Annotated in this window: 17 protein-coding genes; 9 read left to right on the plus strand and 8 right to left on the minus strand. The window is 69.3% G+C overall.

Annotated features, from left to right (window positions below; genetic code table 11):
- The first annotated feature begins 210 nt into the window (after positions 1 to 210).
- The 3 genes from KME78_RS67300 (at position 211) to KME78_RS25820 (ending at position 7,259) form a co-directional block, all read left to right on the plus strand.
- Complete coding sequence (locus tag KME78_RS67300) at positions 211 to 2,592, plus strand: ricin-type beta-trefoil lectin domain protein (protein WP_308127133.1); 2,382 nt, start codon at positions 211 to 213, stop codon at positions 2,590 to 2,592.
- Between the two features lie 94 nt (positions 2,593 to 2,686).
- Positions 2,687 to 5,503, plus strand: coding sequence for a PQQ-dependent sugar dehydrogenase (locus tag KME78_RS25810; protein ID WP_246651851.1), 2,817 nt, complete (start codon positions 2,687 to 2,689; stop codon positions 5,501 to 5,503).
- Positions 5,504 to 5,513: 10 nt separating this feature from the next.
- A complete protein-coding gene (locus KME78_RS25820; protein ID WP_219531918.1) occupies positions 5,514 to 7,259 on the plus strand; it encodes a ThuA domain-containing protein in 1,746 nt (581 codons plus the stop codon).
- Between the two features lie 12 nt (positions 7,260 to 7,271).
- Here KME78_RS25820 and KME78_RS25825 read toward each other — a convergent pair whose 3' ends face one another.
- The 7 genes from KME78_RS25825 to KME78_RS25855 are packed head-to-tail and all read right to left on the minus strand — an operon-like array spanning position 7,272 to position 13,853.
- Positions 7,272 to 8,603, minus strand: a complete 1,332-nt coding sequence (locus KME78_RS25825; RefSeq protein ID WP_219531919.1) for an alkaline phosphatase family protein — start codon at positions 8,601 to 8,603, stop codon at positions 7,272 to 7,274.
- Positions 8,603 to 9,715, minus strand: coding sequence for a metabolite traffic protein EboE (gene eboE / locus KME78_RS25830; protein WP_219532000.1), 1,113 nt, complete (start codon positions 9,713 to 9,715; stop codon positions 8,603 to 8,605). The genes KME78_RS25825 and eboE overlap by 1 nt, the downstream gene beginning before the upstream one ends.
- 2 nt (positions 9,716 to 9,717) lie before the next feature.
- Positions 9,718 to 10,563, minus strand: coding sequence for a TatD family hydrolase (locus KME78_RS25835; protein WP_219531920.1), 846 nt, complete (start codon positions 10,561 to 10,563; stop codon positions 9,718 to 9,720).
- Complete coding sequence (locus KME78_RS25840; RefSeq protein WP_219531921.1) at positions 10,564 to 11,070, minus strand: EboA domain-containing protein; 507 nt, start codon at positions 11,068 to 11,070, stop codon at positions 10,564 to 10,566. It abuts the gene before it with no gap.
- A complete protein-coding gene (locus KME78_RS25845; protein ID WP_219531922.1) occupies positions 11,015 to 11,881 on the minus strand; it encodes a sugar phosphate isomerase/epimerase family protein in 867 nt (288 codons plus the stop codon). Before KME78_RS25845 ends, KME78_RS25840 begins: the two co-directional genes overlap by 56 nt.
- On the minus strand, positions 11,878 to 12,723 hold the full coding sequence (locus KME78_RS25850; protein WP_219531923.1) for an SCO3242 family prenyltransferase: 846 nt from the start codon (positions 12,721 to 12,723) through the stop codon (positions 11,878 to 11,880). The genes KME78_RS25845 and KME78_RS25850 overlap by 4 nt, the downstream gene beginning before the upstream one ends.
- Complete coding sequence (locus tag KME78_RS25855; RefSeq protein WP_219531924.1) at positions 12,720 to 13,853, minus strand: inositol-3-phosphate synthase; 1,134 nt, start codon at positions 13,851 to 13,853, stop codon at positions 12,720 to 12,722. Before KME78_RS25855 ends, KME78_RS25850 begins: the two co-directional genes overlap by 4 nt.
- Positions 13,854 to 14,113: 260 nt before the next feature.
- Here KME78_RS25855 and KME78_RS25860 point away from each other — a divergent pair, with 260 nt between their 5' ends.
- From KME78_RS25860 to KME78_RS25885, 6 genes are all read left to right on the plus strand, one after another.
- On the plus strand, positions 14,114 to 15,544 hold the full coding sequence (locus KME78_RS25860; RefSeq protein ID WP_219532001.1) for a sugar ABC transporter ATP-binding protein: 1,431 nt from the start codon (positions 14,114 to 14,116) through the stop codon (positions 15,542 to 15,544).
- Positions 15,545 to 16,558, plus strand: coding sequence for an ABC transporter permease (locus KME78_RS25865; RefSeq protein WP_246651852.1), 1,014 nt, complete (start codon positions 15,545 to 15,547; stop codon positions 16,556 to 16,558).
- On the plus strand, positions 16,555 to 17,505 hold the full coding sequence (locus KME78_RS25870; protein ID WP_219531925.1) for an ABC transporter permease: 951 nt from the start codon (positions 16,555 to 16,557) through the stop codon (positions 17,503 to 17,505). Before KME78_RS25865 ends, KME78_RS25870 begins: the two co-directional genes overlap by 4 nt.
- Positions 17,492 to 18,688 (plus strand): ABC transporter substrate-binding protein, encoded by a 1,197-nt coding sequence (locus KME78_RS25875; protein ID WP_219531926.1) that lies wholly within the window; start codon positions 17,492 to 17,494, stop codon positions 18,686 to 18,688. The genes KME78_RS25870 and KME78_RS25875 overlap by 14 nt, the downstream gene beginning before the upstream one ends.
- A 38-nt stretch (positions 18,689 to 18,726) precedes the next feature.
- A complete protein-coding gene (locus KME78_RS25880) occupies positions 18,727 to 19,560 on the plus strand; it encodes a sugar phosphate isomerase/epimerase family protein (RefSeq protein WP_219531927.1) in 834 nt (277 codons plus the stop codon).
- 264 nt (positions 19,561 to 19,824) lie between these two features.
- Entirely contained in the window at positions 19,825 to 23,298 is a 3,474-nt protein-coding gene (locus KME78_RS25885) for a ThuA domain-containing protein (protein WP_219531928.1), read from the plus strand.
- Positions 23,299 to 23,508: 210 nt separating this feature from the next.
- On the opposite strand, the gene KME78_RS25890 is transcribed toward KME78_RS25885, so the two are convergent.
- A complete protein-coding gene (locus tag KME78_RS25890) occupies positions 23,509 to 24,777 on the minus strand; it encodes an IS110 family RNA-guided transposase (protein WP_219531929.1) in 1,269 nt (422 codons plus the stop codon).
- Between the last annotated feature and the right edge of the window lie 197 nt (positions 24,778 to 24,974).

Consider the following 24,974-nt stretch of genomic DNA (forward strand, 5'->3'; position numbering starts at 1 on the left):
GTGATGGCAGGCATTGCCGCTGGTGAAGAAGGAATGCGGCTAACTGTGGCCATGCGCTAGGTGTGCAAATGGTGAAATAAGCGGGCTTAAGGTCTTGACGGCTATCAATACTCACAACGTAATTGGAGGCGAGGACCCTCAGAAGGGTGTCACCTGCCTGAGCAGCAGGGCGTGACCTGGCCACACCCGTTACCCCCCAAAGGAACAACTGTGCAGTCATCTTCGCCCGTCACGGCACCGAGACCGGCTCTGATCGGCATCGTCGCCGCGGCGCTGGCCGCGGCGTTCGCCCTCGTCACCCCCGCCACCCCGGCCTTCGCGGCCACCACGACCCTGTACGCGTCACCCACCGGCACCGGCACCGCCTGCACGTCCGCCCAGCCGTGCTCGCCGGCCGCGGCGCAGACGGCGGTACGGTCGCTGAACGGCGCGATGTCCGGTGACATCGTCGTGGAACTGGCCGACGGGGTGTACCGGCTCTCCGCGCCGCTCCGGCTGACCGCCGCCGATTCCGGGAACAACGGCTACTCCGTCAAATGGCAGGCCGCGGCGGGCGCCCACCCCGTCATCAGCGGAGCCAAGGCGGTCACCGGATGGACCGTGGCCGATTCGGGGAAGAACATCTGGCGCGCCGACGTCGGCACCGGGATCGACACCCGGCAGTTGTACGTCAACGGCGCCCTCGCCACGCGGGCGCGTACGGCAGTGAACCGGTCGGACTTCACCGCGACCGGCACCGGCCTGAGGTTCGGCAACAGCGCGCTGAACTATCTGAACAACCTGGCCAACCAGAACCGGGTCGAGATGGAGAGCGTGGGCTCGTTCACGGACCGCTACGTGACGGTACAGAGCATCAGCGGGAACTTCATCACGATGCGGCAGCCCGGCTGGAACAACAACACCTTCGGATACGACACCTTCACGCGGCCGCACCGGGCGGGTCCGCTCTACCTGGAGAACGCCTACGAGTTCCTGGACGCGCCGGGGGAGTGGTACATCAACCCCGGCACCGGCGTCCTGTACTACATCCCGGCTGCCGGGCAGAACATGAGCAATATCAGCGTCGAGCTGCCGATTCTCCAGTCCCTGGTGAATGTCGGAGGCACCTACGACGCGCCCGCGCACCACATCACGTTCGGCGGGATCACGTTCAGCGGGACGACCTGGCTCGGACCCAGCGGCGACCAGGGCTACGCGGACCAGCAGACCGGCGCCTACATCGCGGGCAACTGGGACTGGCCCGCCGACAGGCTGACCTCCTGCCAGGAGGGCTGCCGGCAGTTCGAGGCCGCGCGGCCGAACTGGTACCAGATGCCGGCAGCCGTACAGGTGTCCGCGGCCAACAACATCACCTTCACCGACTCCCGGTTCGTCAACCTCGGTCAGACGGCCGTGGGCATCGGCAACGACGCCAACGCGCATGCCAGCGGTGTCGGCCTGGGCGCCGGCGACATCACGGTCACCCGGTCCGAGATCGCCCAGAGCTCGGCCGGCGGCATCGTGGTCGGCGGCGTGCGCGCCGACGCGCACCACCCCGGTGACCAGCGGATGATCAACCGGAACATCACCGTCAGCAACAACCGCATCCACGACCTGGGCCTGGACTACCGGGGCATCGTCTCGGTCCTGACCACCTACGTCACCGGCACCGACGTGTCACACAACGAGGTCTACAACCTGCCGTACACCGGCATGTCGATCGGGTACGGCTGGGGCGCCAACGAGCCGGGCGGCAGCAACCAGTACGCCAACCGCGGCCTGTACAACTACCAGCCGCGTTACACCACGCCCACCACCGCGTCCGGCAACAAGCTCACCGGCAACTACGTGCATGACGTCATGCAGCAGATGACCGATGGGGGCTGTATCTACACGCTGTCGTGGAACCCGAACGCGGTGATCAGCGGCAACCACTGCCTCCGGACCAACGGCTGGTTCGGGATCTACTTCGACGAAGGCTCCAAGTACTACACCGTCACCGGCAACGTGCTCTCGAACACCGGCACCTGGGCCACCGCCAACTACTGGGGTGGCGAGAACATGGGGAACTTCACCGTCACCGGCAACTGGTCGACCAACGGCAGCACCAACGTGACCAACGGCGACCGCGGCAATGTGGTGAACAACAATGCCACCGTCGCCAACGGCGCCTGGCCGGCGGGCGCCCAGGCGGTGATGGCGTCCGCCGGGCCCCAGGGCCAGCCTTCGGGGGGCGCGAGTGCGTACAAGGGTGCGGGGTCGGGGCGGTGCCTGGACGTCAGCGGAGCCTCGCAGGCCAACGGCGCGCAGGCGCAGATCTGGGACTGCAACGGCCAGGCCAACCAGCAGTGGACGGCGACCGCGAGCGGTGAGCTGCGGGTCTATGGCGGCAAGTGCCTGGACGTGAACGGGGCCGGGACGGCGGACGGCACCAGCGTGATCATCTGGGACTGCAACGGACAGAACAACCAGAAATGGCGCCTCAACACCGACGGCACCATGACCGCGGTCGGCGCGAACAAGTGCCTGGACGTCAGCGGCACCGCCAACGGCACCAAGGCGCGCATCTGGACCTGCACCGGCGGCACCAATCAGAAGTGGACCCGCGCCTGACACCGTCTGGCGACGCACCCTCGGCGCCTCACTCTCGGGGACGAGAGGCGGGCCCTCCCTTCGCTCGAATCGATTCGATAGCAGAGGAACGCTCATGCACCGACGTCCGTGGCTCACCTTGCTGACCACGATGGCGCTGATCATTCCCGGAGCGCTCGCGCTCGACGCCTCCCCGGCGAACGCCGTCGTCATTCCGGCGGCCGACTACCAGCAGGTGTCTCTCGCGTCGGGAGGTGCGGAGCTGGGTGAGGCGATGTCGCTGGCCGTGATGCCGAACCGGTCGGTGGTGCACACGGCGCGCGACGGCACGGTGCGCGTCACCGATGTCAACGGCAACACGAAGGTGGCCGGCAGGCTCAACGTCTACAGTCACGACGAGGAGGGCCTGCAGGGCGTGGCGGTGGACCCCGACTTCGCGTCCAACCGGTACATCTGGCTCTACTACTCGCCGCGGCTGAGCACGCCCAACGGTGATGCGCCGAGCAACGGCTCGCAGGCCCAGTTCGACCAGTGGAAGGGCGAGCTGTACGTGTCCCGGTTCGTTCTCAAGCCGGACGACACTCTCGACCTGGCCAGCGAGAAGGTGGTCCTGCGGGTCCAGAACGACCGCGGCCTGTGCTGTCACGTGGGCGGGGACCTCGACTTCGACGCCGCCGGAAACCTCTATCTGACCACCGGCGACGACAGCAACCCCTTCGAGTCGAGCGGCTACTCCCCGCTGGACGAGCGGACCGACCGCAACCCGCAGTACGACGCCCAGCGCTCGGCCGGCAACACCAACGACCTGCGCGGCAAGCTCCTGCGGATCAAGCCGCAGCCCGATGGCACCTACACGATTCCCGGCGGCAACCTGTTCCCGCCGGGGACGGCGAAGACCCGGCCGGAGATCTACGCGATGGGCTTCCGCAACCCGTTCCGGATGAGCGTGGACAAGGCGACCGGCATCGTCTACCTCGGTGATTACGGGCCGGACGCGGGCGTGACCAACGCGAACCGAGGGCCGAGCGGGCAGGTGGAGTTCGACCGCATCACCGGTGCGGGCAACTACGGATGGCCGTACTGCACGGGCACGAACACCACCAGCGAGACCTACAACGAATGGAACTTCGCCACCAACAGCACCGGTCCGAAGTACAACTGCGCGGGCGGCCCGACCAACAACTCCTTCCGTAACACCGGTCTGACCACGCTGCCTGCGGCGAAGCCGGCCTGGATCAGGTACGCGGGGGACGCCGGAAGCCCGCCGGAGTTCGGCTCCGGGTCGGAGTCGCCGATGGGTGGCCCGGTCTACCGGTACGACCCCAACCTGAACTCGCCCGTCAAGTTCCCCCAGGCGCTCGACGGGCGGTATTTCGCCGGTGAGTACGGTCGGCGCTGGATCAAGGCGATCGAGGTCAAGCCGGACGGCGCCTATGGGGAGATCTTGGCGTTCCCCTGGTCGGGGACGCAGGTGATGGACATGGCCTTCGGCCCCGACGGGGCCCTCTACGTCCTCGACTACGGCGACGGCAACAACAACCAGGCGCTGTATCGCATCGAGTACATCGGCAGTGCCAACCGCAATCCGATCGCCAAGGCGTCCGCCGACAAGACGTCGGGACCGGCTCCGCTGACGGTGGCCTTCTCCTCGGCGGGCAGCTCCGACCCGGAGGGCGGCGCGCTGACGTACTCGTGGAACTTCGGCGACGGCACCACCTCCACGGCGGCGAATCCGAGCAAGACCTACACCACGAACGGGAGCTACACGGCGACGCTCACGGTCCGGGACCCGCAGGGGCTCACCGGTACGGCGAATGTGATCGTGAACGTCGGCAACACCGCGCCCACGGTCACTCTCACCACCCCTGCCGCCGGGCAGCTGTTCTCCTTCGGCGACACCGTGCCCTTCCAGGTCACCGTCAGCGACCCGGAGGACGGCACGATCGACTGCGCCGGGGTCACCGTCGCCTACTTCCTCGGCCACGACAGTCACCGCCACCAGATCACCTCCAAGACCGGCTGCTCGGGCACCATCTCGGTGCCGGTGGACGGTGAGCATGACGCCGCGGCCAACATCTACGGCGTCTTCGTGGCCTCCTACACCGACAAGGGCGGCCTGACCTCCACCAGCGACCGTACGCTCCAGCCACGGCACCGGCAGGCCGAGCACTTCGGCGTCCAGCAGGGCGTCCAGACGGCTGACCACACCACCGCGGAAGGCGGCAAGACGGTCGGCTTCACCGACGACGGCGACTGGATCTCCTTCCAGCCGTACAGCCTGGGCAACGCGACGAGGATCACCGCCCGGGTCTCCTCCGCCGGCGCGGGCGGCCGGATCGAGGTGCGCACGGGCTCGGCGACCGGCACCCTGCTGGGAACGGCGAACGTGACGAGCACCGGCAGCTGGGACACCTTCACCGACGTCTCGGCGAACCTCAGCGGCGCGCCGACCGGCAGCACGACGCTCTATCTGGTCTTCCGTGGCCCGACCGGACAGGGCTACCTGTTCGACGTGGACGCCTTCACTTTCGACACCGGCACTCCGCCCTCGGGGAGCACGAGTGCCTTGAAGGGTGGGGGATCGGGCCGGTGCCTGGACGTCAGCGCCTCGCCGCCCAACGGCACGCAGGCGCAGATCTGGGACTGCAACGGGCAGGCCAACCAGCAGTGGACGTCGACGGCCGCGGGTGAGCTGCGGGCCTCTGGCGGCAGGTGCCTGGACGTGAACGGGGCCGGGACGGCGGACGGCACCAGTGTGATCGTCTGGGACTGCAACGGCCAGAACAACCAGAAGTGGCGCCTCAACGCCGACGGGAGCATCACGGCGGTGGGGGCGAACAAGTGCCTGGACGTCAGCGGCACCGCCAACGGCACCAAGGCGCGCATCTGGACCTGCACCGGAGGAACCAACCAGCGCTGGACCCGCGTCTGAAAGGACACCCATGCTGCGACACCTCATCCCCGCCGCGCTCGGGCGCATCGCGGGGAGCGACCGAAAGACATCCGCGCTACGACGCCTGTCCATGGCGGTGGTGGCGATCACCGCCGCCGCGACGGTGATCCCCGCCATCCCGGCCCAGGCCGCCGCCTTCAAGGTGCTGGTGTTCTCCAAGACGGCCGGGTTCCGGCACGACTCGATCCCCAACGGGATCCAGGCCATCCGCGATCTGGGGGCCGCCGGCGACTTCGCCGTCGACGCCACCGAGGACGCGAACGCCTTCAGCACGGCCAACCTGGCCCAGTACAAGGCGGTGGTGTTCCTCAGCACCACCGGTGACGTGCTGAACGACAACCAGCAGGCCGCCTTCCAGACGTACGTGGACGGCGGTGGCGGTTACGTGGGGGTGCATTCGGCCGCCGACACCGAGTACAGCTGGGCGTACTACGGGCAGTTGATGGGGGCCTGGTTCAACAACCACCCGGCCATCCAGCAGGCCACCGTGCGGACCGAGGACCGGGCGCACGCCGCGACCGCCCACCTGGGAGCGACCTGGTCACGTACCGACGAGTGGTACAACTACCGCACCAACCCCCGCCCGAACGTCCGGGTGCTGCAGAGCCTGGACGAGGGCAGCTACAGCGGCGGCAACATGGGCGATCACCCGATCACCTGGTGCCACCCCCAGTCCGCCGGCCGCGCCTTCTACACCGGCCTGGGCCACACCAAGGAGTCGTACGCCGATCCGAACTTCCGCACGCTGCTGCTCGGCGGAATCCGGTACGCGGCCAAGGCCACCAACGCCGACTGCCGCCCGGAGACCGGGTACATGACGTTGTACAACGGCTCGACGACGGGCTGGTCGCAGGCCGGGCCGGGGTCGTTCGCCAACAGCGACGCCACGCTGACCTCCCAGGGCGGCATGGGCATGCTGTGGTACAACGCCAAGGAATTCCGCTCCTACTCCGTCAAACTCGACTGGAGGATGACCGGCGACTCCAACTCCGGCGTCATCGTCGGTTTCCCGGCCACCAGTGACCCCGACGCGGCGCTCAACACCGGATATGAGGTGCAGATCGACGCGACCGACACCCCGGACAAGACGACCGGGGCGATCTACGGGTTCAAGGCCGCCGACATCGCCGCCCGCGACGCGGCGCTGAACCCGCCGGGTCAGTGGAACACCTATGAGCTGCTGGTGGAGGGTGAGCGGCTGCAGGTGTTCCTGAACGGCACCAGGATCAATGATTTCACCAACACCGATCCGGTCCGCTCGCTCCAGCAGGGCTACCTCGGCATCCAGAACCACGGGTCCGGCGACGTGGTGGCGTTCCGCAACATCCGCGTCAAGGAACTGACCAGCACACCGGGTGGTTCGGGCGCGCTGCGGGGCGTGGGGTCGGGTCGGTGCCTGGACGTCAGTGCCTCGCCGCCCAACGGCACGCAGGCGCAGCTCTGGGACTGCAACGGGCAGAACAACCAGAAGTGGACGTCGACCGCCGCGGGTGAGCTGCGGGCCTCGGGCGGCAAGTGCCTGGACGTGAACGGGGCCGGGACGGCGGACGGCACCAGTGTGATCGTCTGGGACTGCAACGGCCAGAACAACCAGAAGTGGCGCCTCAACGCCGACGGCAGCATCACGGCGGTGGGGGCGAACAAGTGCCTGGACGTCAACGGCACCGCCAACGGCACCAAGGCCCGCATCTGGACCTGCACCGGAGGAACCAACCAGCGCTGGACCCGCGTCTGAAAGGACAACCGGTCAGCGGCTTCCGAGGGCCAGGCCGGCCAGGAGGCTCTTGACCTCGGTCGCCTCGTAGGAGTCCCGGTCGAACGGCCCGATGATGAGCGGGCCGTCGTCGGGGAGGTCGGGCAGCCGGCCGTGGCTGCCCCGCACCGGCGCCGGGTCGAGCGGCACCACCCGCATCGTGTACCGGAAGCCCAGTTTCTTCCTGGCCAGCGCCGCCGCCGCGCGGAGCTTGACGAACGGATCACTCGGGTCCATGAACAGCTCGGCGGGGTCGTAGCCGGGTTTGCGGTGGATGTCCACGAGCCTGGCGAAATCCGGGGCGCGGTCGTCGGAGAGCCAGTAATAGTAGGTGAACCAGGCGTCAGGTTCCGCCACCGCGACGAGCTCGCCGGCGCGTTCGTGGTCGAGCCCGTACTTCGTCTTCCCCGCGTGGTCGAGCACCTCGTCCACGCCGGGCAGCTCGGCGATGACGGCGCGGGTGCGGTCGAGGTCGGCGGGGTCGCGCACGTACACGTGGGCCACCTGGTGGTCGGCGACGGCGAAGGCCCGGGACGTCCACGGGTCGAGATACTCCATCCCGGCTTGGGTGTAGACCTCCAGGAGACCCGCGGTACGCAGCGCCCGGTTGATGTCCACCGGGCGGGACACCGGGGTGATGCCGTACTCCGAGAGCACGACCACCTCGGCGTTCTCGGCGAGGAGCGGAGCCAGCGCGGCGTCGACCGCGCGGGCCGCCGCCACCGCCTCGGGGCCGGCGGGGCCGTACCGCTGGAGGTCGTAGTCGAGGTGCGGCACGTAGACCAGCAGCAGATCGGGCCGTTCGCGGGCCAGGATGCGGCGGGCCGCGGCGATGATCCACTCGGAGGAGGCGATCCCCGCGTTGGGGCCCCAGTAGGTGAACAGGGGGAACGGCCCCAGCGCGGCCTCGAGGTCGTCGTGGAGCGAGGGCGGGCGGGTGTAGCAGTCGGGCGACTTGCGGCCGTCGGCGTGGTAGACGGGGCGCGGGGTGACGAGCAGGTCGGCCGGCGCGCCCATCGCGTACCACCAGCAGACGTTGGCGGTGCGCAGGCCGGGCGCGGCGGTCCACAGCTGGTCGCCCTGGATGAGCGCGTTGTGCTGGCGCCACAGCAGCACCTCGCCGAGATCCCGGAAGTACCACCCGTTGCCGACGATGCCGTGGTCGCGGGGCATCGAACCGGTCAGCAGAGTGGCCTGCATCGAGCACGTGACGGCCGGCAGCACGGGCCGCAGCGCGGCCGCCGCGCCCGCCTTCGCCACGTTCGGCATGTGCGCGAGCAGGCGCGGGGTCAGCCCGACGACATTGATCACGACCAGCGGTGCCATCACGTCTCCTTCAGCCCGAGGGCGGCGAGCTGCCCCCGCATCCAGTCGAGCTCGGCGGCGATGCCTTCCGCGACGTCGGCCGGCGCGCCGGGAAGCACGTTCCACGTGTAGGTCTCCACCTCGACGTGCCTGGTCAGCGGCCGTTCTCCGCCGAGGAGCACGGTCAGCAGGTCACGCAGGAAGGGGGCGCTGGTGGCGAGTGGAGGGGGCGGCGCGTCGTGCAGCGGGACGTGGAAGTGCACGCGCCAGCTCTCGTCCGCGGGCAGCCCACCGGCCAGGGCCTCGCCCAGGTCGTCGGCGTAGGCGGTGGCGGAGCGGGTCTGGTGGAGGAAACGGGCCTCGTCGAACGCGGCCAGCGCCGACTGCGCCCCCGGCGGAGCCACCAGGGCGCACGACGCCTGGAGCTTCACGATGGGCAGCCCGCTGCGGGCGCCCGCGCCGGGTTCCTCGAAACCCACGGCCATATGACAGGCGTCCAGGCAGAGGCCGAGATGGTGGTGATCCACGTCGCTCAGCAGGGCGGTCGCCTGGGGCGTCGTCTCGACGATGCAGCCGGGCTCCGGCTCGAAGCCCAGCCGGATCACCTTGCCGGTACGGCCGGCCAGCGCGCGCAGGCCCTGGGCGACCGTGTCGAGATTGGCCATGACCACCGCCGCTTTCTCTCTCGTCCACCCCGTCCGCCAGGCGAGGGGGAGGGTCGAGATCGTGCCCTCGGTGACGTCGTCCGGCAGCAGCGCGGCGAGGATCTCGGCGAGCCCGAGCGTGTGGCGCAGCCGCTCCGCGTCGGCCCAGTCGGGGGCGTAGACGCGGTACTTCACGATCTCGTCGTGGAAGCCCCGGTAGGGGAACCCGTTGAGGGTCACCACCTCCAGCCCGAGCGCGGTCAGCCGCTCGCGCAGCCCGGCGAGTTCCTCGGGCCGGGCGAGGAGGTCCGCGGCGGCGTGCTGCGACAGCCACAGCCCGAGCCCGAGCCGTTCGACGCCGAGCAGGTGCCTGACCCGCGCCGCGACGCCGGACAGCTGACCGTGGATACCGGGGAGATCCTCGGCGGCGTGGACGTTGGTGCAGTAGGACAGGTGCACCGTCGAGCCGTCCGGATGGCGCAGGCGCATGGTCACCCTCGCTTGATCGTGTTGCCGGCGTGGTCGGGGGCGGCTTGCGGGCCGGTCTCGAGGTCGAGGCGGCCGCTCTGCCCGTAGAAGGCGACCGGATTGCGCCACAGCACCCGATCCACGTCGTCCTCGCCGAAGCCGGCCGCGAGCATGGCATCGGCTACCTCGCGCGTCTTGAGCGGGTCGCTGCGTCCCCAGTCGGCGGCCGAGTTCACCAGCATCCTGTCCGTGCCGTACTCCTTGAGCAGCGTCACCATCCGGTCCGGGTCCATCTTGGTGTCGGGGTAGATCGAGAACCCCATCCAGCAGCCCGAGTCCGCGACCATGCCGGCGGTCAGCTCGTTGAGGTGGTCGATGAGCACCCGCCCGGGGGGTATCCCGGCGTCCCGGACCACGTGGAGGGTCCGGCGGGTGCCCGCGGCCTTGTCCCGATGCGGCGTGTGCACGAGCACCGGAAGATCATTCACTCGTGCCAAGGTGAGCTGTGCCTCGAAGGCTCGTTCCTCCTCCGCCGTCATGGAGTCGTAGCCGACCTCGCCGACCGCGACGACGGAGTCCTTCAGCAGGTATCGCGGCAACTCGGCCAGCACCCCCGCGCACCGCGGATCGTTCGCCTCCTTCGGGTTGAGCGCGAGCGCGCAGCGGTGGTGGATGCCGTACTGCGCGGCGCGGTACGGCTCCCAGCCGACCAGCGCGTCGAAGTAGTCGAGGAAGCTGCCCACGTTGGTACGGGGCTGCCCCAGCCAGAAGGCGGGTTCCACCACGGCCCGGACGCCCGCGGCGTGCATGCGCTGGTAGTCGTCGGTGGTCCGGGAGGTCATGTGGATGTGGGGGTCGAAGATGCGCATTCAGCTCCTCTCCAGGACGTCGCGCGGGACGGGCCGGCCGGCCGCCCGCAGCTCCGCCGCGTAGTCCGACAGCATCCGGGCCAGTTCGGCGTCGAAGCGGCGGTCCAGCCCGGCCACCGCCGACAGCGGGATCGACATGAAGACGCACTTGAGCACCCCTTGCCGGAAGGCGTGGTCGTCCAGCCATGCCGAGCCGTACGGGCCGAGGGCCGCGGCGACCAGTCGCGCGTCATTGGTGCGCAGCGCGTCCTCCACCAGCCAGACCGCCGTCTCTCCCAGGTCGAGCTCGTGCAGAGCGGTCAGGATCGCCAGCCGCTCGCCGCTGTCGCCGGCCTCGTACAGGCCGCGGATCGTCGCGTGGCCGCCGGGCAGCGCGCCGAGCAGCGCGCGCCGGGCGCCAGGGCCGCCCCGCCGTTCGGCCTGCGGGAAGAGCCGGTGGATCGCGTACGGGTCAGCCTCGACCTGCCGGACGGCCCGTGCCAGCCACTCCTGTTCCGGCTCGTTCATGTGCCCTCCTCAAGAAGTCGATCGAGCGGCGGGCGACCTGCGGGGCCGCATGGCTGTGCCGGGCCAGCTCCACTGCCACCAGACCCGAGTAGCCGTGCAGAGCGGCGAGCACCGGCACGAAGCCGATCTCACCCTCGCCGAATTCCAGGTGCTCGTGGACTCCCCGGCGCATGTCCTCGATCTGCACGTGCACGGTGTACGGCAGCGCCCGGCGGACACAGGCGTCCAGGTCCTCCCGCTCCACGCAGTGGCAGTGCCCGATGTCGAGGGTGAGACCGAAGCGGGGGTGGGCGCCGAGCATCGCACGCAGCCGGTCGAACCCGTCAAGGTCGGCGACGAGCATCCCGGGTTCGGGTTCGAATCCGAGCGTGACGCCCAGCTGGTCCGCCTCGTCGAGCAGCCGTGCGCACTGGTGGGCCAGCCGCGTGTACGCCTCCGCCTCCGGCATGCCGTCGGGCCGGACCCCGCTCCACAGGTGCACCACGGGAGCGCCCAGGTCGGCGGCGACCCGCATCGCCGTGGTCAGGAACTCCACCCTGCGCTCGGCGTCGTCGCTGATGAGGGTCGGATGGTGTTTGCGCAGGGGATCGAGGGTGTAACGCCCGCCCGTCTCGACGGCGGCAGCGAGGCCGAGGCGTTCCAGGAGCCCGCCGATTCGCGACACCTCCGCGACCAGGCCGGGGGAGTGGGGGTCGAGATGACCGTGGTCGAGGGTGATCGCCGCACCGGTGTACCCCAGATCGGCCAGGACCGTGAGCGCCTCGGGCAGCCGGTGGCCGGCGAAGCCGTTGGTGCAGTAGGCCCAGTTCACGAGGTCGCCAGCCGGGAGGAGAGCCACCTTCCCAGGGGCAGTGAGCACAGCAGCGCGCTCGCCGTCGCGAACCGTCCGCCACCGGCGACCGCCGCCGCCTGGAGCGGGATCAGGCCGAGGATGCTCAGCCGGACGGCCTGCCGTACGTTCTCGGGGCCGGGACTGGCCCGTAACCCGGCCTGGACCGGAAGGGTGGCGGCGAGATAGCCGGCGATGAGGACGCCGGCTCCGGCCTGGGCGGCGGCTCCGTTGCGCACACAGGAGGCCGCCGCGAACCCGGCCGCCACGGTGCTGGCCACGAGCGCGCGTTCGGCCGTCCCGGGTGCCGCCCCCGCCACCTCGGCCCGGCCCAGGACGCTGATCCCGTAGGTGTGCGCGCCTATCGCCAGCGCCGCCGGCACGGCGGCCCCGGCCTGCTCGCCGGCGCCCAGCAGCACGTCCAGCACCCGGCAGGCGGCCATCGACGCCGGTCCCGCCGCCGTCCGTTTGAGGCCCAGGTCGTAGGCCCACACCGCGCCGGCCAGCAGGCCGGCGCCGGTGAGAGCGCGCCGGCCGCCGGCGACGGCGGCGACGGCCAGGCCCGCACCGGTCAGGGCGGCCGCGAGCCCGAGCGCGGCGCCCGGGCGGACCCGGCCGGACGGGATCGGGCGCTCAGGACGCTCGACGGCGTCCGCTTCACGGTCCGCCCAGTCGTTGAGCGCCATTCCCGACCAGTACATGAGCACCGACGCCAGGGCCAGGCCGGGTGCCGGACGCCGTCCCGCGGCGGCGGCCCCCGCCATGGTGTCCCCCGGCACCGACAGTGCGGCCGGTGCGCGGACCAGCTCGAGCAGCGCCCTCATGACAGCTCCTCGGCGAAGGCGCGCAGCCGGGCGTACTGGGCGGCCAGGGCGTGCTCGTCCGTCCCCAGCGGGCTCTTGAAGAAGTAGCCGAGCTCGGACAGGACGCCGTGCCGCCCCTTCTCGTGCGCACGGGCGACCAGCCGGGCCAGGTCCAGGACGAGCGGAGCGGCCAGCGCCGAATCGCAGCCCTGCCAGGTGAACTGCAGCGTCATCCGCACGCCGAGAAAGCCGTCGAAGGTCACGTGGTCCCAGGCTGTCTTCCATTCTCCGAGATCCGGGACATAGTCGATGTGCGTCTCACCCTCGACCGGTCCGCCCAGGACCTTCGCGACGACCTGGTCCTTGGAGAGCTGCTTGCTGGATCTGGCGGCCGGATCGGTGAGTGTCGCCCCGTCGCCGCCGCCGAGGAGGTTGAGCCCGGACCAGGAGCGGACCGGCAGCGCCCGGTCGGCGAACATGGGCGCCAGGGCGCTCTTGACCAGGGTCTCGCCGGTCTTGCCGTCGCGTCCCGCGTACGGCACGCCCCGCCGGGCGGCGAGTTCCGCCAGGGCGGGCAGGGTCGGCCCGGTGGAGGGGGTGAACTCCACATAGCCGCACCCGGCGTGGAAGGCCGCATAGGCGTACAGGGAACTCGGCGGCAGGACGTCGTCCCCCGCGGCCAGCCGATCCTCGAGATCGGCCAGCCTCTCGAACTCGGGGCGCGGATCCACCGGGGGCTCGGTCGACGACACGTTGACGACGACCACCCGGGCCAGTTCGTGCCGGGCGCGGAAGCCGGCGATGTCGTCGATCAGCCGGGTCGCGGCCCGGCCGCCGTCGCCGGGGACGTAGCCCGGCCGGATCTCGGCGTCGGCGGCGTCCAGATCGGACGCGAGCAGCCCAGGGAGGTCCGGTGATATGACCCCTGCTCTGCCCAGCTGTTCGGCGCGCTTGCGTAAGGAGGTCTCGGTGATGTCATGGCCGCCGAAGGTCAGGCCGGTCAGCGGAACCAGGTGTCCGGGAAAGCCGGGGGACTCGCTCACGCATCCTTGCGGGGTCGCTGCTCCTGCCCTGATGGCCGCGGCGCCGACGATGGCAGTGGTCGCCACGGATCCCCGTGCCCCGATAAGCCACACACCGAGCTTGTCCATGAAAGCTCCATCGTGTCGGGACTAGCCCTGGATGCGGAAGGCATCCGATATGTAAGTATCTGCGATGGTATGAGGTATTTTTGTTAATGGTCAAGCATAAGCGGGCTTATTGTTTGTCCAATCCTGCGCCGCCTGCTGGCATCTCCGCTCGTATCGGGCGCGAGCTCTGCTTGACCGTCGATATAAGCCCGCTTAGCATCCCGCAGAGTGAGGAATATAAGCCAGGAACTTGCCGATAGCCGGTGGGCCGCGTGCTGAGCATGCGCGGCATCGGCAAGAGCTTCCTGGGTGTGCGCGTGCTGTCCGGAGTGGACCTGGACGTGACGGCCGGCGAGGTCCACGCCGTCGTCGGCGAGAACGGCGCCGGCAAGTCCACCCTGATGAAGATCATCTGCGGGATTCACCCGCCGGACGAGGGCACGATCGAGATCGACGGCCGTCCCGTCTCCTTCGGCCATCCGCTCGAGGCGCAGCGCTCCGGCATCGCGATCATCCACCAGGAGTTCAACCTGCTGCCCGAGCGCACCGTCGCCGAGAACGTCTTCCTCGGGCGCGAGCCCGTCAGACGCGGTTTGGTCGACCGGACCGCCATGGAGACGGCGACCGCGCGGCTCCTCGACGAGCTGGGCGAGGAACCCTTCGGCCCCCGCGACGTCGTCAAGCGCCTGTCGGTGGCCCAGCGGCAGATCGTCGAGATCATCAAGGCGTTGTCGGTGAACGCCCGGCTCGTCGTCATGGACGAGCCCAGCGCGGCGCTCGCCGAGCACGAGGTCGAGCTGCTCCGCCGGCTGATCGGGCGGCTGAGGGAACGCGGCGTCGCCGTCGTGTACATCTCCCACCGATTACGCGAGGTGTTCGACCTCGCAGACCAGGTCACCGTCCTCAAGGACGGCTCGCGCGTCACCACGTGCCCGATCGGCGAGGTGACCCCGGACGAGCTGATCCGCCTGATGGTGGGCCGCGACCTCGCCACCTACTTCCCGCCCCGCTCGGCGGGCGCCGGCGAGGTACGGCTCAGCCTGCGCGGAGCGGGCAACCACAAGCTCCGCGACATCGATCTGGAACTGCGTGCCCGGGAGATCGTCGGCATCGCGGGCCTGCAGGGATCCGGCAGATCGGCACTCGCCAAAGCGATCTTCGGCGCGGAGCCGTTCACCACGGGCGAGATGAGCCCGTCGCGCCCGCGCTCGGTCCGGGAAGGCGTGGCCATGGGCATCGGGCTGGTGACCGAGGACCGCAAGGCCGAAGGGCTCGCGCTGCGACAGTCCGTGCGCGACAACGCCCTGCTCGTCGCCCGCGCGGTGGGCGCCAAGGGCCGCGACGGCCTGCGCGGCCTGCTCGAGCGGGTACGCCTCTCGCCGCCGCGCCAGGAACAGGAGGTCCGCTACCTGTCCGGAGGCAATCAGCAGAAGGTCGTGCTCGCCAAATGGATGACGATGGCGCCGCGGGTGCTGCTGTTCGACGAACCGACCCGGGGCATCGACGTCGGGGCCAAGGCCGCGATCCACGACCTGATGCGCGACCTGGCGAATGACGGCATGGCCATCATGATGATCTCTTCCGAGCTGCCCGAGCTCATCGGCATGAGCGATCGCGTCGTCGTCCTGCGCGACGGCCGCGTCGCCGGCACGCTGCCGGCCGGGGCCGGCGAGGAGGCCGTCATGCGCCTGGCCGCCGGAGAGGTGGCCTGAATGAACCTGCTCGTGCGCGGGCGCCGTCCCGCCCGCCGCGGCGAGGCGCACGGTGGCCTGGCGGCGCGGTTGCGCGAACCCACACAGGTGGTGTTCCTCGCGCTGCTCGCTCTGGTCGCGGTCGGCTGGGCCCTCGTCGCGCTCGGCGGCGAGCAGTTCCTCACCATGGAGAGCATCGTCGGGATCCAGCAGCGCTCGGCGGCCCTCGGCATCGTGGCGACCGGGCAGACGCTGGCGATCCTGGCCGGGTCGCTCGACCTGTCCGTGGCGTACCTGGTCAGCCTGAGCTCGCTGGTCGCGGCGGAGATCATGGCGGGCCAGGACGGGAACATCGTGCCGGCGGTCGCCGCGGTGCTGGCCGTCAGCGCGCTGGTGGGGCTGGTCAACGGGCTCGTCATCACCAGGCTCCAGGTCCACGCCTTCATCGCCACGCTCGGCGTCGCCCTGATCATCAAGGGCATCGTCGACCACCTGTACGACGGCCCCGCGGGCAAGGTGCCCGAGTCGTTCCAGCTCCTCGGCTACTCCCGCATCGGGCCGATCCCCGTCTCCGCCCTGCTCTGGGCGGGCGTGGCCGTCGTGGCCTGGTTCCTGCTGAGCAGGACCCGGCTGGGCTACCGGATCTACGCGGTGGGCGGGAACGAGGAGGTCGCCCGGCTGTCCGGGATCCGTACCGGCCGGATCATCGTGCTCACCCACCTGCTCTGCTCCGTCTGCGCCGGCATCGCGGGCCTGCTGCTGGCCGCCAGGCTCGGGGCGGGGGCGCCAACCGTGGGCACCGACGGCGGCTACGACCTGGAGTCCATCGCCGCGGTCGTGCTCGGCGGGACCGCGCTGGCCGGCGGTAAGGGCGGTGTCGCCGGAACCGTGGGTGGGGTCCTGCTGCTGGCCGTCCTGGACACCATCTTCAACCAGCTCGAGGTCAACTCCTTCGTCAAGGACGTGGTCCGCGGCGTGGTCATCGTCATCGCGGTGGCCGTCTACGCCCGGCGCGGAACAAGGCGGTCGGCATGAAGCAGGCACTTCCCATCCTCGTGGTGCTCACGGTGCTGATGATCGCGATCGCGGTCACCAACCCCTACTTCCTGGAGCCCGCCGGGTTCCTGGCGTTCCTCAAACGGGCCGCGCCGCTGGTGATCCTGGCCGCGGGCCAGTATTTCGTCATCGTCTCCGGCGAGTTCGACCTGTCGGTCGGCTCTCTGGTGACGGCCGAAGTGGTGATCGCCGCGCGGCTCATCGACGGCGACGAGTCCGCCACCTGGCCGGTCCTCGCCCTGCTGATCGTCCTCGGGCTCTTCGTCGGACTGGTCAACGGCGTGGTCACCACCAAGCTGCGGGTGCCGTCGTTCATCGTGACGCTCGGCATGCTGCTCATCCTCAGCGGGGCGGTCTTCCTCTGGACCGGCGGCGCGCCGCGTGGCGCCCTGTCGGAGGGCTTCCGGACGTTCGGCCGCGGCGGGCTCGGGCCGCTGCCGTGGTCGGTGCTGATCCTGCTGGCCGCGGGCGCGGCGGCGATCTGGCTCATGCGCGCCGATTTCGGCAAGACCCTCATCGCCACCGGTGACAACGAGCGTGCCGCGGCGTTGTCCGGGGTCCGGGTCGACCGGGCCAAGATCTTCGCCTTCCTGCTCTCCGGTCTGGCCGCGGCCGTCGCGGCGATCCTGCTCGGCGGTTTCGCCGGGGTCTCGGCGCAGGCCGGCCAGGGGCTGGAGTTCTCCGCCATCACCGCGGTCGTCCTCGGCGGCGTGGCGCTCGGTGGCGGCCGTGGCTCCGTGCCGGCCGCCATGGCCGGAGCCTTCACGTTGGAGGCGCTGTTCACCCTGCTCAACCTGTACGGAATCTCGGGGCCGCTGGAGTCCACCGTGCAGGGCGTCATCATCATCGCCGCGGTCGCGGCGGGAGCCATCCGGCTTCCCCGGACGTTCACCCCCCGAAGAGGAGACGCACATGCCGCGCCATAAGGCCGCAGTCGTTGTGTTCACCGCGCTCGCCCTCGCCGGCTGCACGACCGACAAACCGGCGGCCACCACACAACCCGCGGCCTCCGCCGCGAGCACTCAGGGTTCGGGCACGGGCGCGCAGTCGAAGTTCTTCGCGCGGGCGGACTTCGACGCCCAGCTGGCCATGCGCTCCCAGACGCCGCAGGGTCCCGCGGACAAGCCCTGGGAGCAGGCCATCGCCCCGAAGATGGTCGACACGGCGAAGTACAAGAAGGATGGGCCGTACCACCTGTGCTTCTCCAACGCGGCGGTCAACAACCCCTGGCGCCAGGTCGGCTGGAAGACGATGCGGGCAGAGGCCGGCCTGCACAAGGAGATCGAGAAGTTCACGGCCCTGGACGCCGAGGGCAAGGACGACAAGCAGATCTCTGACATCGCCGAGCTGCAGGCCAAGGGCTGCGACGCGCTGATCGTCTCGCCGAACACCACGGCCACGCTCACCCCCGCCGTGACGGCCGCCTGCCAGAAGGTGCCCGTCATCGTGTTCGACCGGGGTGTGGAGACGGACTGCCCGGTGACGTTCATCAAGCCCATCGGCGGCTATGCCTTCGGCGCCGACGCCGCCGAGTTCCTGGTCGAGAAGGTGCCGGCGGGCGGGAAGGTGCTGGCGCTGCGCATCCTGCCGGGCGTGGACGTGCTGGAGACCCGCTGGTCGGCGGCGAAGGTGGTCTTCGACAAGAGCCGGCTCCAGGTGGTGGGGGTGGAGTTCACCGACGGCGACGCCGCCAAGACCAAGAGCATCGTGAGCGATTACCTCCAGCGGCACGGCAAGATCGACGGCGTCTGGATGGACTCGGGCGCCACGGCGGTGGCGGCGATCGAGGCGTTCGAGGACGCGGGCGTGCCGGTGCCGCCGATCAACGGCGAGGACCAGCAGGACTTCCTGCAGAAGTGGAAGGACGCGGGCCTCACCGCCGTCGCACCCACATACCCCACCTACCAGTGGCGCACGCCGATCATCGCCGCGTTGAAGATCCTCAAGGGCGAGGACGTGCCCAAGATGTGGAACCTGCCGCAGCCGAAGGTCACCAGCGAGAACCTGCCGACCTATCTCAAGCCCAACATGCCGCCGCTGCACTACGCGCTGTGCGGTTGTGAGGACCTTCCCGGGTTCCCGGAGGCCTGGGGCGGGAAGAAGAGCTGATCGGCTCCTTCCGCGAACCGACGACGAAGAGGGACACCATGTTCTCCATCGGCGTGAACACGTGGGTCTGGGTCTCCCCGCTGACCGACGATGACCTGGCGCGGCTCGCGCCCCGCATCGCCGGGTGGGGCTTCGACGTCATCGAGCTGCCCGTTGAGCGACCCGGCGACTGGAACCCGGACAAGGCCGCGACGGTGCTGGCCGAGCACGGGCTGGCCGCGTCCGTGGTGCTGGTCATGCCGCCGGGGCGCGAGCTCGTGGCCGCCTCCCCGGCGACCGTCCGCGACACCCAGGACTATCTGCGACACTGCGTCGATGTGGCGGTGACCGTCGGCTCCCCGGTGATCGGGGGACCGGCGTACGCCTCGGTCGGCCGTACGTGGCGGCTGTCACCGGACGAGCGCCGGAAGGTCTACGCCGAGTTGCGTGAGCGGCTGCGGCCCGTCCTGGACCACGCGGCCGAGCGCGGGGTGAAGCTCGCGGTCGAGCCGCTCAACCGGTACGAGACCAGCCTCATCAACACCGTCGAGCAGGCCCTCGACGCGCTGCCCGAGGACTGCCACCTGGCACTCGACAGCTACCACATGAACATCGAGGAGAAAGACCCCGCCCAGGCGGTGCGGGTCGCGGCGGATCGGATCGCGCACGTGCAGGTGTGCGGCACCGATCGCGGCACGCCGGGGGCCGACCGCTTCGACTGGCCCGGCTTCACCGGAGCCCTGCACGACGTCGGCTATCGAGGGCCGCTCGTCATCGAGTCCTTCACCGCGCACAACCAGACCATCGCCACCGCGGCCTCCATCTGGCGGCCTCTCGCGAAAAGCCAGGACGCGCTGGCTGTGGACGGCCTCGCCTACCTGCGCACTCTCTGATTGAAAGTTTCATACTTATCGAAGGGTCTTTTCGTTGTCTCACTGGGGGTCGGTGAGAAAACGCGGCACCGATAGCATCGCCTTCACCTGCTGATATCTGGTAAGCGCAGCGAGACTCTGGCTCAGTAGAAGCGAAAAGGTGGTCCTGGATTCGCGGAATAAGCCTGCTTGACACCTATGTTTAGCCAGACCTATTTTCGTTCCGAATCGATTCGACATCTGGTCTCACATGGTCGCCACGAGCCGCCCCCCAGGAGATCCTTCATGCGAAGATCACGCCTGCTTCCCGCCCTGGCCGCAGCCTTGTTAGGGCTGTGGCTGTCCGCGGTGCCGATGGTGGCGCACGCGGCCGCTCCGCAGTTCAAGGTGCTGCTGTTCAGCAAGACCGCGAGCGGCGCCTACCGGCATGACTCCATCCCCGCCGGTGTCGCGATGTTCCAGCAGATGGCGGCCGACAACAACTTCCAGCTCGACCAGAGCGAGGACTCCGCCGTCTTCACGACCGCGAACCTGAACACCTACGACGCGGTGATCATGTTGCAGACCAGTGGCATGGTGTGGGACAACGACGCCCAGCGTCAGGCCTTCCAGGCGTACGTGCGCAGCGGCCACGGCGTCGTCGCGATCCACAACGCCACCGACATGAACATCGAGACGCAGTTCCCCTGGTGGGACCAGGTTGCCCTGGCCGGCGCGCACATGACCGCGCATTCGGCGATCCTGCAGGGCACCGCCAAGGTGGCCGACAAGGTTCACCCCTCCACGAAGGGACTGCCGGATCGGTGGGTGCGCACGGAGGAGTGGTACAACTTCGACAAGAACCTGCGGGGCTCGGTGCACGTGCTGGTGAGCGCGGACGAGACCACCTATGACGCGGGGCCGAACAAGATGGGTGCCGATCACCCGATCTCCTGGTGCCACAACCCGGAGGGCGGCCGGGTGTGGGCCACCGCGATGGGTCACCAGGCGTCCTCCTATGCGGAGTCGCTGTTCAAGCAGCACCTGCTGGGTGGGGTGAAGTGGGCGGCGGGTGCGGCGCCGGGTGACTGCGGCGGCACCGTCGCGGCCCGGTTCCAGAAGGTGACTCTGGACGGCGCACCGGACCAGCCGATGGAACTCGACGTGGCCGGCGACGGCAGGGTCTTCTACATCTCGCGCTCGGGCAAGGTGAATCTGATCCCCGCCAATGGCGGCGGCACGCGCGTCATCGCCACCCTGCCGGTGTACGACGGCGGCGAGGACGGCGGCGTCGGGCTGGCGCTGGATCCGAACTTCGCCACCAACGGCTGGATCTACGTCAACTATTCGCCGTCCAACGGCGGTGAGGTGAACCGGGTATCGAGGTTCACCTTCAACGGCACCAGCCTCGACCTGGCGAGTGAGAAGAAGATCATCGAGGTTCCGGCGTACCGCAACGTCGACGAGCCCGGCCACACCGGCGGCTACCTCGCGTTCGGGCCGGGCGGGAACCTGTACATCGGCCCGGGTGACGACACCAATCCCAACGGGTCCAGCGGCTTCGCCCCGATCGACGAGCGGCCGGGCCGGGAGCATTACGACGCCCAGCGGTCCGCGGCCAACACCAACGACCTGCGCGGCAAGATCCTGCGCGTCCACCCCGAGCCCGACGGCACCTACACGATTCCGTCCGGCAACCTGTTCACCTCCGGCACCGCCAAGACGCGGCCGGAGATCTACGCGATGGGCTTCCGCAACGCGTTCCGCTTCTCGGTCGACAAGGTGACGGGCTGGATCTCGGTGGGTGACTACGGCCCTGACGCGGGCTCCGCGAACCCCAACCGCGGTCCCGAGGGCACCGTCGAGTGGAACCTGATCAAGCAGCCGGGCTTCTACGGCTGGCCGTACTGCGTGGGCAACAACATCCCGTTCAACGACTTCAACTTCGCCACCAACACCTCCGGCGCGAAGTTCAACTGCTCGGCACCGGTCAACGACTCGCCCAACAACACCGGCCTGACCAATCTGCCCGCGGCCAAGCCCGCGACCGTCTGGTACAACTACCACGCCTCGGCCGAGTTCCCCGAGATCAACTGCTGCGGCGGTGCCGCCCCGATGGGCGGCCCCTTCTACCGCTACGACGCGGCCGGCGGCTCTGACCGCAAGTTCCCCGAGTACTTCGACGGCACGCCGTTCTTCTATGACTGGAGCCGCAACTTCGTCAAGGAGTTCCGCCTGGACTCCTCGGGCAACCTCCTGAAGATCAACCCCTTCGCGGCACAGCTCGCCCCGCATGCGCCGATCGACATGAAGTTCGGTCCGGACGGCGCCCTGTACATGGCCGACTGGGGCAACGGCTTCGGCCACGAGAACACCGATGACAGCGTCTATCGGGTCGACTACGTAGCCGGAAACCGCGCGCCCCTGGCCAAGGCGAGCGCCAACCCCGACTCGGGCGCGGCGCCGCTGACGGTGACGTTCTCCTCGGCCGGCTCGGCCGACCCCGACGGCGACGCGATCACCTACGCGTGGGACTTCGGCGACGGCGGGACCTCCACCAGCGCCAACCCGTCCCACACCTACAACGCCAACGGCACCTACACGGCCAAGCTGACCGTACGGGACTCGGGCGGGAAGACGGGCAGCGTCACGTTGCCCATCGTCGTCGGCAACACCCGTCCCAAGGTCGTCTTCTCGGCTCCGCCCGACGGCGGGTTCATCGACTTCGGCGACAAGGTGACCTACGCGGTGAACGTCACCGACTCCGAGGACGGAGCCGTCGACTGCACCAAGGTCAACGTGATCACCGCGCTCGGCCATGACCAGCACGCCCACGACACCGGCCAGTACACCGGTTGCTCCGGGACGGTCACGACCACCGCCTCCGGCCATGACGAGGCCGCCAACGTCTACTACGCCCTGTCCGCCGACTACACCGACAAGGGCGGCCTGAAGGGCAGCGCCGGCGTCACCCTGCAGCCCAAGCACAAGCAGGCCGAGCACTTCACCGGCTCGTCCGGAATCCGGATCGTCGATGAGCCCGGAGCCGAAGGCGGCAGGCGCATCGGCGACATCTCCGGCAACGACTGGATCTCCTTCAGCCCGATCAACCTGTCCGGGATCGACACGGTGTCCTTCCGGGTCTCGGCACCGTCCAACACCGGGGCGTCCATCGAACTGCACGCCGACTCGCCGACCGGGGCGCTCATCGCCTCCAGTCCCGTGACGGCGACCGGCGGATGGAACACCTACGTGTCCTTGCCCGCGGTGCGGGTCACCGACCCTGGCGGCACCCACAATGTCTACGTCGTGTTCAAGGCGTCGTCGGCGAACTCGTTCGACGTGGACTCGTTCACCTTCAACGGCAAGGGCGTCGGGCAGGGTGACGGCTCGCCCCCCGGCAGCACGAGCGCGCTGCGGGGCGTGGGGTCGAACCGGTGCCTCTACGGAGCCTCGGCGACGAACGGCACACAGATGCAGATCTTTGACTGCAACGGGCAGTCCGGCCAGCAGTGGACGTCGACCGCCGCGGGTGAGCTGCGGGTGTACGGCAAGTGCCTGGACGTGAACGGGGCCGGGACGGCCGACGGCACCGCGGTGATCATCTGGGACTGCAACGGGCAGAACAACCAGAAGTGGCGCCTCAACGCCGACGGCACGATCACGGCGGTGGGGGCGAACAAGTGCCTGGACGTCGCCGGCTCCGGCACCGCCAACGGCACCAAGGTACAGATCTGGGCGTGCAACGGCCAGAGCAACCAGAAGTGGACTCGCGTCTGATCCCCGTGTGAGGTAACAGCCCTCTGATGACGGCCGGTCCCGTGTCGGGACCGGCCGTTCGTCGTGCGGCCGGCACGGTCTGACGGCGTGCCGTTTCCTGGGCGGGACCGGCCCTCATCGGGCTGATCCGAAAATCGGAGAGTAAGTAGGAAGGCGGCAGCGAACCCCGGCGGCTCTCGGTGGGCCGGGGTTTGTGATCAGGTCAGCTGGTCAGGCGATGGGTTCCAAGATGACTCGGTAGCCCAGGGCTTCGAGTTGGCGGATGTGGTTGCGTTTCTTGCGTTCGGGGCCGATGCGGGTGTCGTGGAAGTCGGCGCCCAGGTCGATGAAGTGAGCGTTGGGGTCGGACAGCAGGTGCCAGATGATGGTGAGGATGGAGCGGCCGACGGCGACGATGGCTCTCTTCTTGCCGCGGCGGCGGGCGATGCGGCGGTAGCGTTCGCCGAGGAAGGTGTTGGTTTTGCCGGCCGAGACCGCGGCTTCGCCCAGGACGCGGGCCAGGTAGGGGTTGCCGTGGCCGGTGGCGCTGCGGCCTTTCTTGCGGCCGGCTGATTCTTTCGTCGTGGGGGCGAAGCGTGCCCAGGAGGCCAGGTGGCCGGCGGTGGGGAAGCGCGTCATGTCCAGCCCGATTTCGGACAGGATGATCGAGGCGGCGGTGCGTCCGATGCCGGGGATGTCATCCAGCCGCTCCACCGCCTGCTCGAAAGGGGCGATGAGCTCCTCGATCTTGGCGTCGACCTCGGCGATGTCCCGGTTGAGCTGATCGACGCGGGCCAGCATCTTGGCCAGCAGGAACGCGTGGTGGTCGGTGAAGCGGCCGGTGAACGCCTCCTCTAACGCGTTGATCTTGGTGCGCATGCTGGCGCGGGCCATCTGCGCGAGCACGGCGGGGTTGCGCTCTCCTGCGATCAGCGCGCTCATCATGGCGCGGCCGGACACGCCGAAGATGTCGGAGGCCACCACCGATAACTTGATCTGTGCGTCTTCCAGGAGCTTTTCCGCCCGGTTCTTCTCCGCCGTGCGCACCGACACCAGGTCGCAGCGGTAGCGGGCCAGATCCCGCATCTGCCGGATGTGTGGCGGGGGCACGAAGCTGGGGCGGATCATCTGCCGTTCGGCGACCTTGCACAACCAGACCGCATCCAGCCGGTCGGTCTTGGGACGCCCGGGCAGATGTTTGACATCGCGGGCATTGACCAGCCAGGTCTCGAACCCGGCCGCTTCCAGGATGTAGAAGATCGGTTTCCAGTAATCGCTGGTCGCTTCCATCACCACCCGCGTCACGCCTAGACAGTGCAGGCGATCGGCCAGCGACAAGACCGAGCGGGTCATGGTCGTGTGCGTGGTGACCTCCTGCAGCCGCTTGCCCGGCCGATCCTCGCTGGGCAACCGGACACAGCAGACCAGCTCGGCCTTTCCGACATCCAGCGCCGCGACCCGTTCGATGATCTCCTCGGTGTCTTGCGTCTCCTCCAGCACCACAGCCTCCCGCCGTTTCCAGCACCCTGCACGTGCTGCCCGCAAGAGCCGCAGGGGAAAGGCGAAGCTGATCCGCGTGCTCGAAGCACAGTGAAGGGCCCATGGCGCGGCTCTCGGCGTCCGACTAATCCACGGCCTCAACCGGACCAGGAAGCAAACGACGTCGGCGGGCAACCACCACCAATTTTCAGCCCGGA

Source organism: Nonomuraea guangzhouensis, assembly GCF_019396345.1.
Taxonomy (GTDB): Bacteria; Actinomycetota; Actinomycetes; order Streptosporangiales; family Streptosporangiaceae; genus Nonomuraea; species Nonomuraea guangzhouensis.

What these genes read in the sequence shown, in the direction of transcription:
- KME78_RS25810 (WP_246651851.1), top strand. Translation starts at nt 2,687, where the DNA reads ATGCACCGACGTCCGTGGCTCACCTTGCTGACCACGATGGCGCTGATC.
- KME78_RS25820 (WP_219531918.1), top strand. Translation starts at nt 5,514, where the DNA reads ATGCTGCGACACCTCATCCCCGCCGCGCTCGGGCGCATCGCGGGGAGC.
- KME78_RS25825 (WP_219531919.1), bottom strand. Translation starts at nt 8,603, where the DNA reads ATGGCACCGCTGGTCGTGATCAATGTCGTCGGGCTGACCCCGCGCCTG.
- eboE (WP_219532000.1), bottom strand. Translation starts at nt 9,715, where the DNA reads ATGCGCCTGCGCCATCCGGACGGCTCGACGGTGCACCTGTCCTACTGC.
- KME78_RS25835 (WP_219531920.1), bottom strand. Translation starts at nt 10,563, where the DNA reads ATGCGCATCTTCGACCCCCACATCCACATGACCTCCCGGACCACCGAC.
- KME78_RS25840 (WP_219531921.1), bottom strand. Translation starts at nt 11,070, where the DNA reads ATGAACGAGCCGGAACAGGAGTGGCTGGCACGGGCCGTCCGGCAGGTC.
- KME78_RS25850 (WP_219531923.1), bottom strand. Translation starts at nt 12,723, where the DNA reads ATGAGGGCGCTGCTCGAGCTGGTCCGCGCACCGGCCGCACTGTCGGTG.
- KME78_RS25855 (WP_219531924.1), bottom strand. Translation starts at nt 13,853, where the DNA reads ATGGACAAGCTCGGTGTGTGGCTTATCGGGGCACGGGGATCCGTGGCG.
- KME78_RS25860 (WP_219532001.1), top strand. Translation starts at nt 14,114, where the DNA reads ATGCGCGGCATCGGCAAGAGCTTCCTGGGTGTGCGCGTGCTGTCCGGA.
- KME78_RS25865 (WP_246651852.1), top strand. Translation starts at nt 15,545, where the DNA reads ATGAACCTGCTCGTGCGCGGGCGCCGTCCCGCCCGCCGCGGCGAGGCG.
- KME78_RS25870 (WP_219531925.1), top strand. Translation starts at nt 16,555, where the DNA reads ATGAAGCAGGCACTTCCCATCCTCGTGGTGCTCACGGTGCTGATGATC.
- KME78_RS25875 (WP_219531926.1), top strand. Translation starts at nt 17,492, where the DNA reads ATGCCGCGCCATAAGGCCGCAGTCGTTGTGTTCACCGCGCTCGCCCTC.
- KME78_RS25880 (WP_219531927.1), top strand. Translation starts at nt 18,727, where the DNA reads ATGTTCTCCATCGGCGTGAACACGTGGGTCTGGGTCTCCCCGCTGACC.
- KME78_RS25885 (WP_219531928.1), top strand. Translation starts at nt 19,825, where the DNA reads ATGCGAAGATCACGCCTGCTTCCCGCCCTGGCCGCAGCCTTGTTAGGG.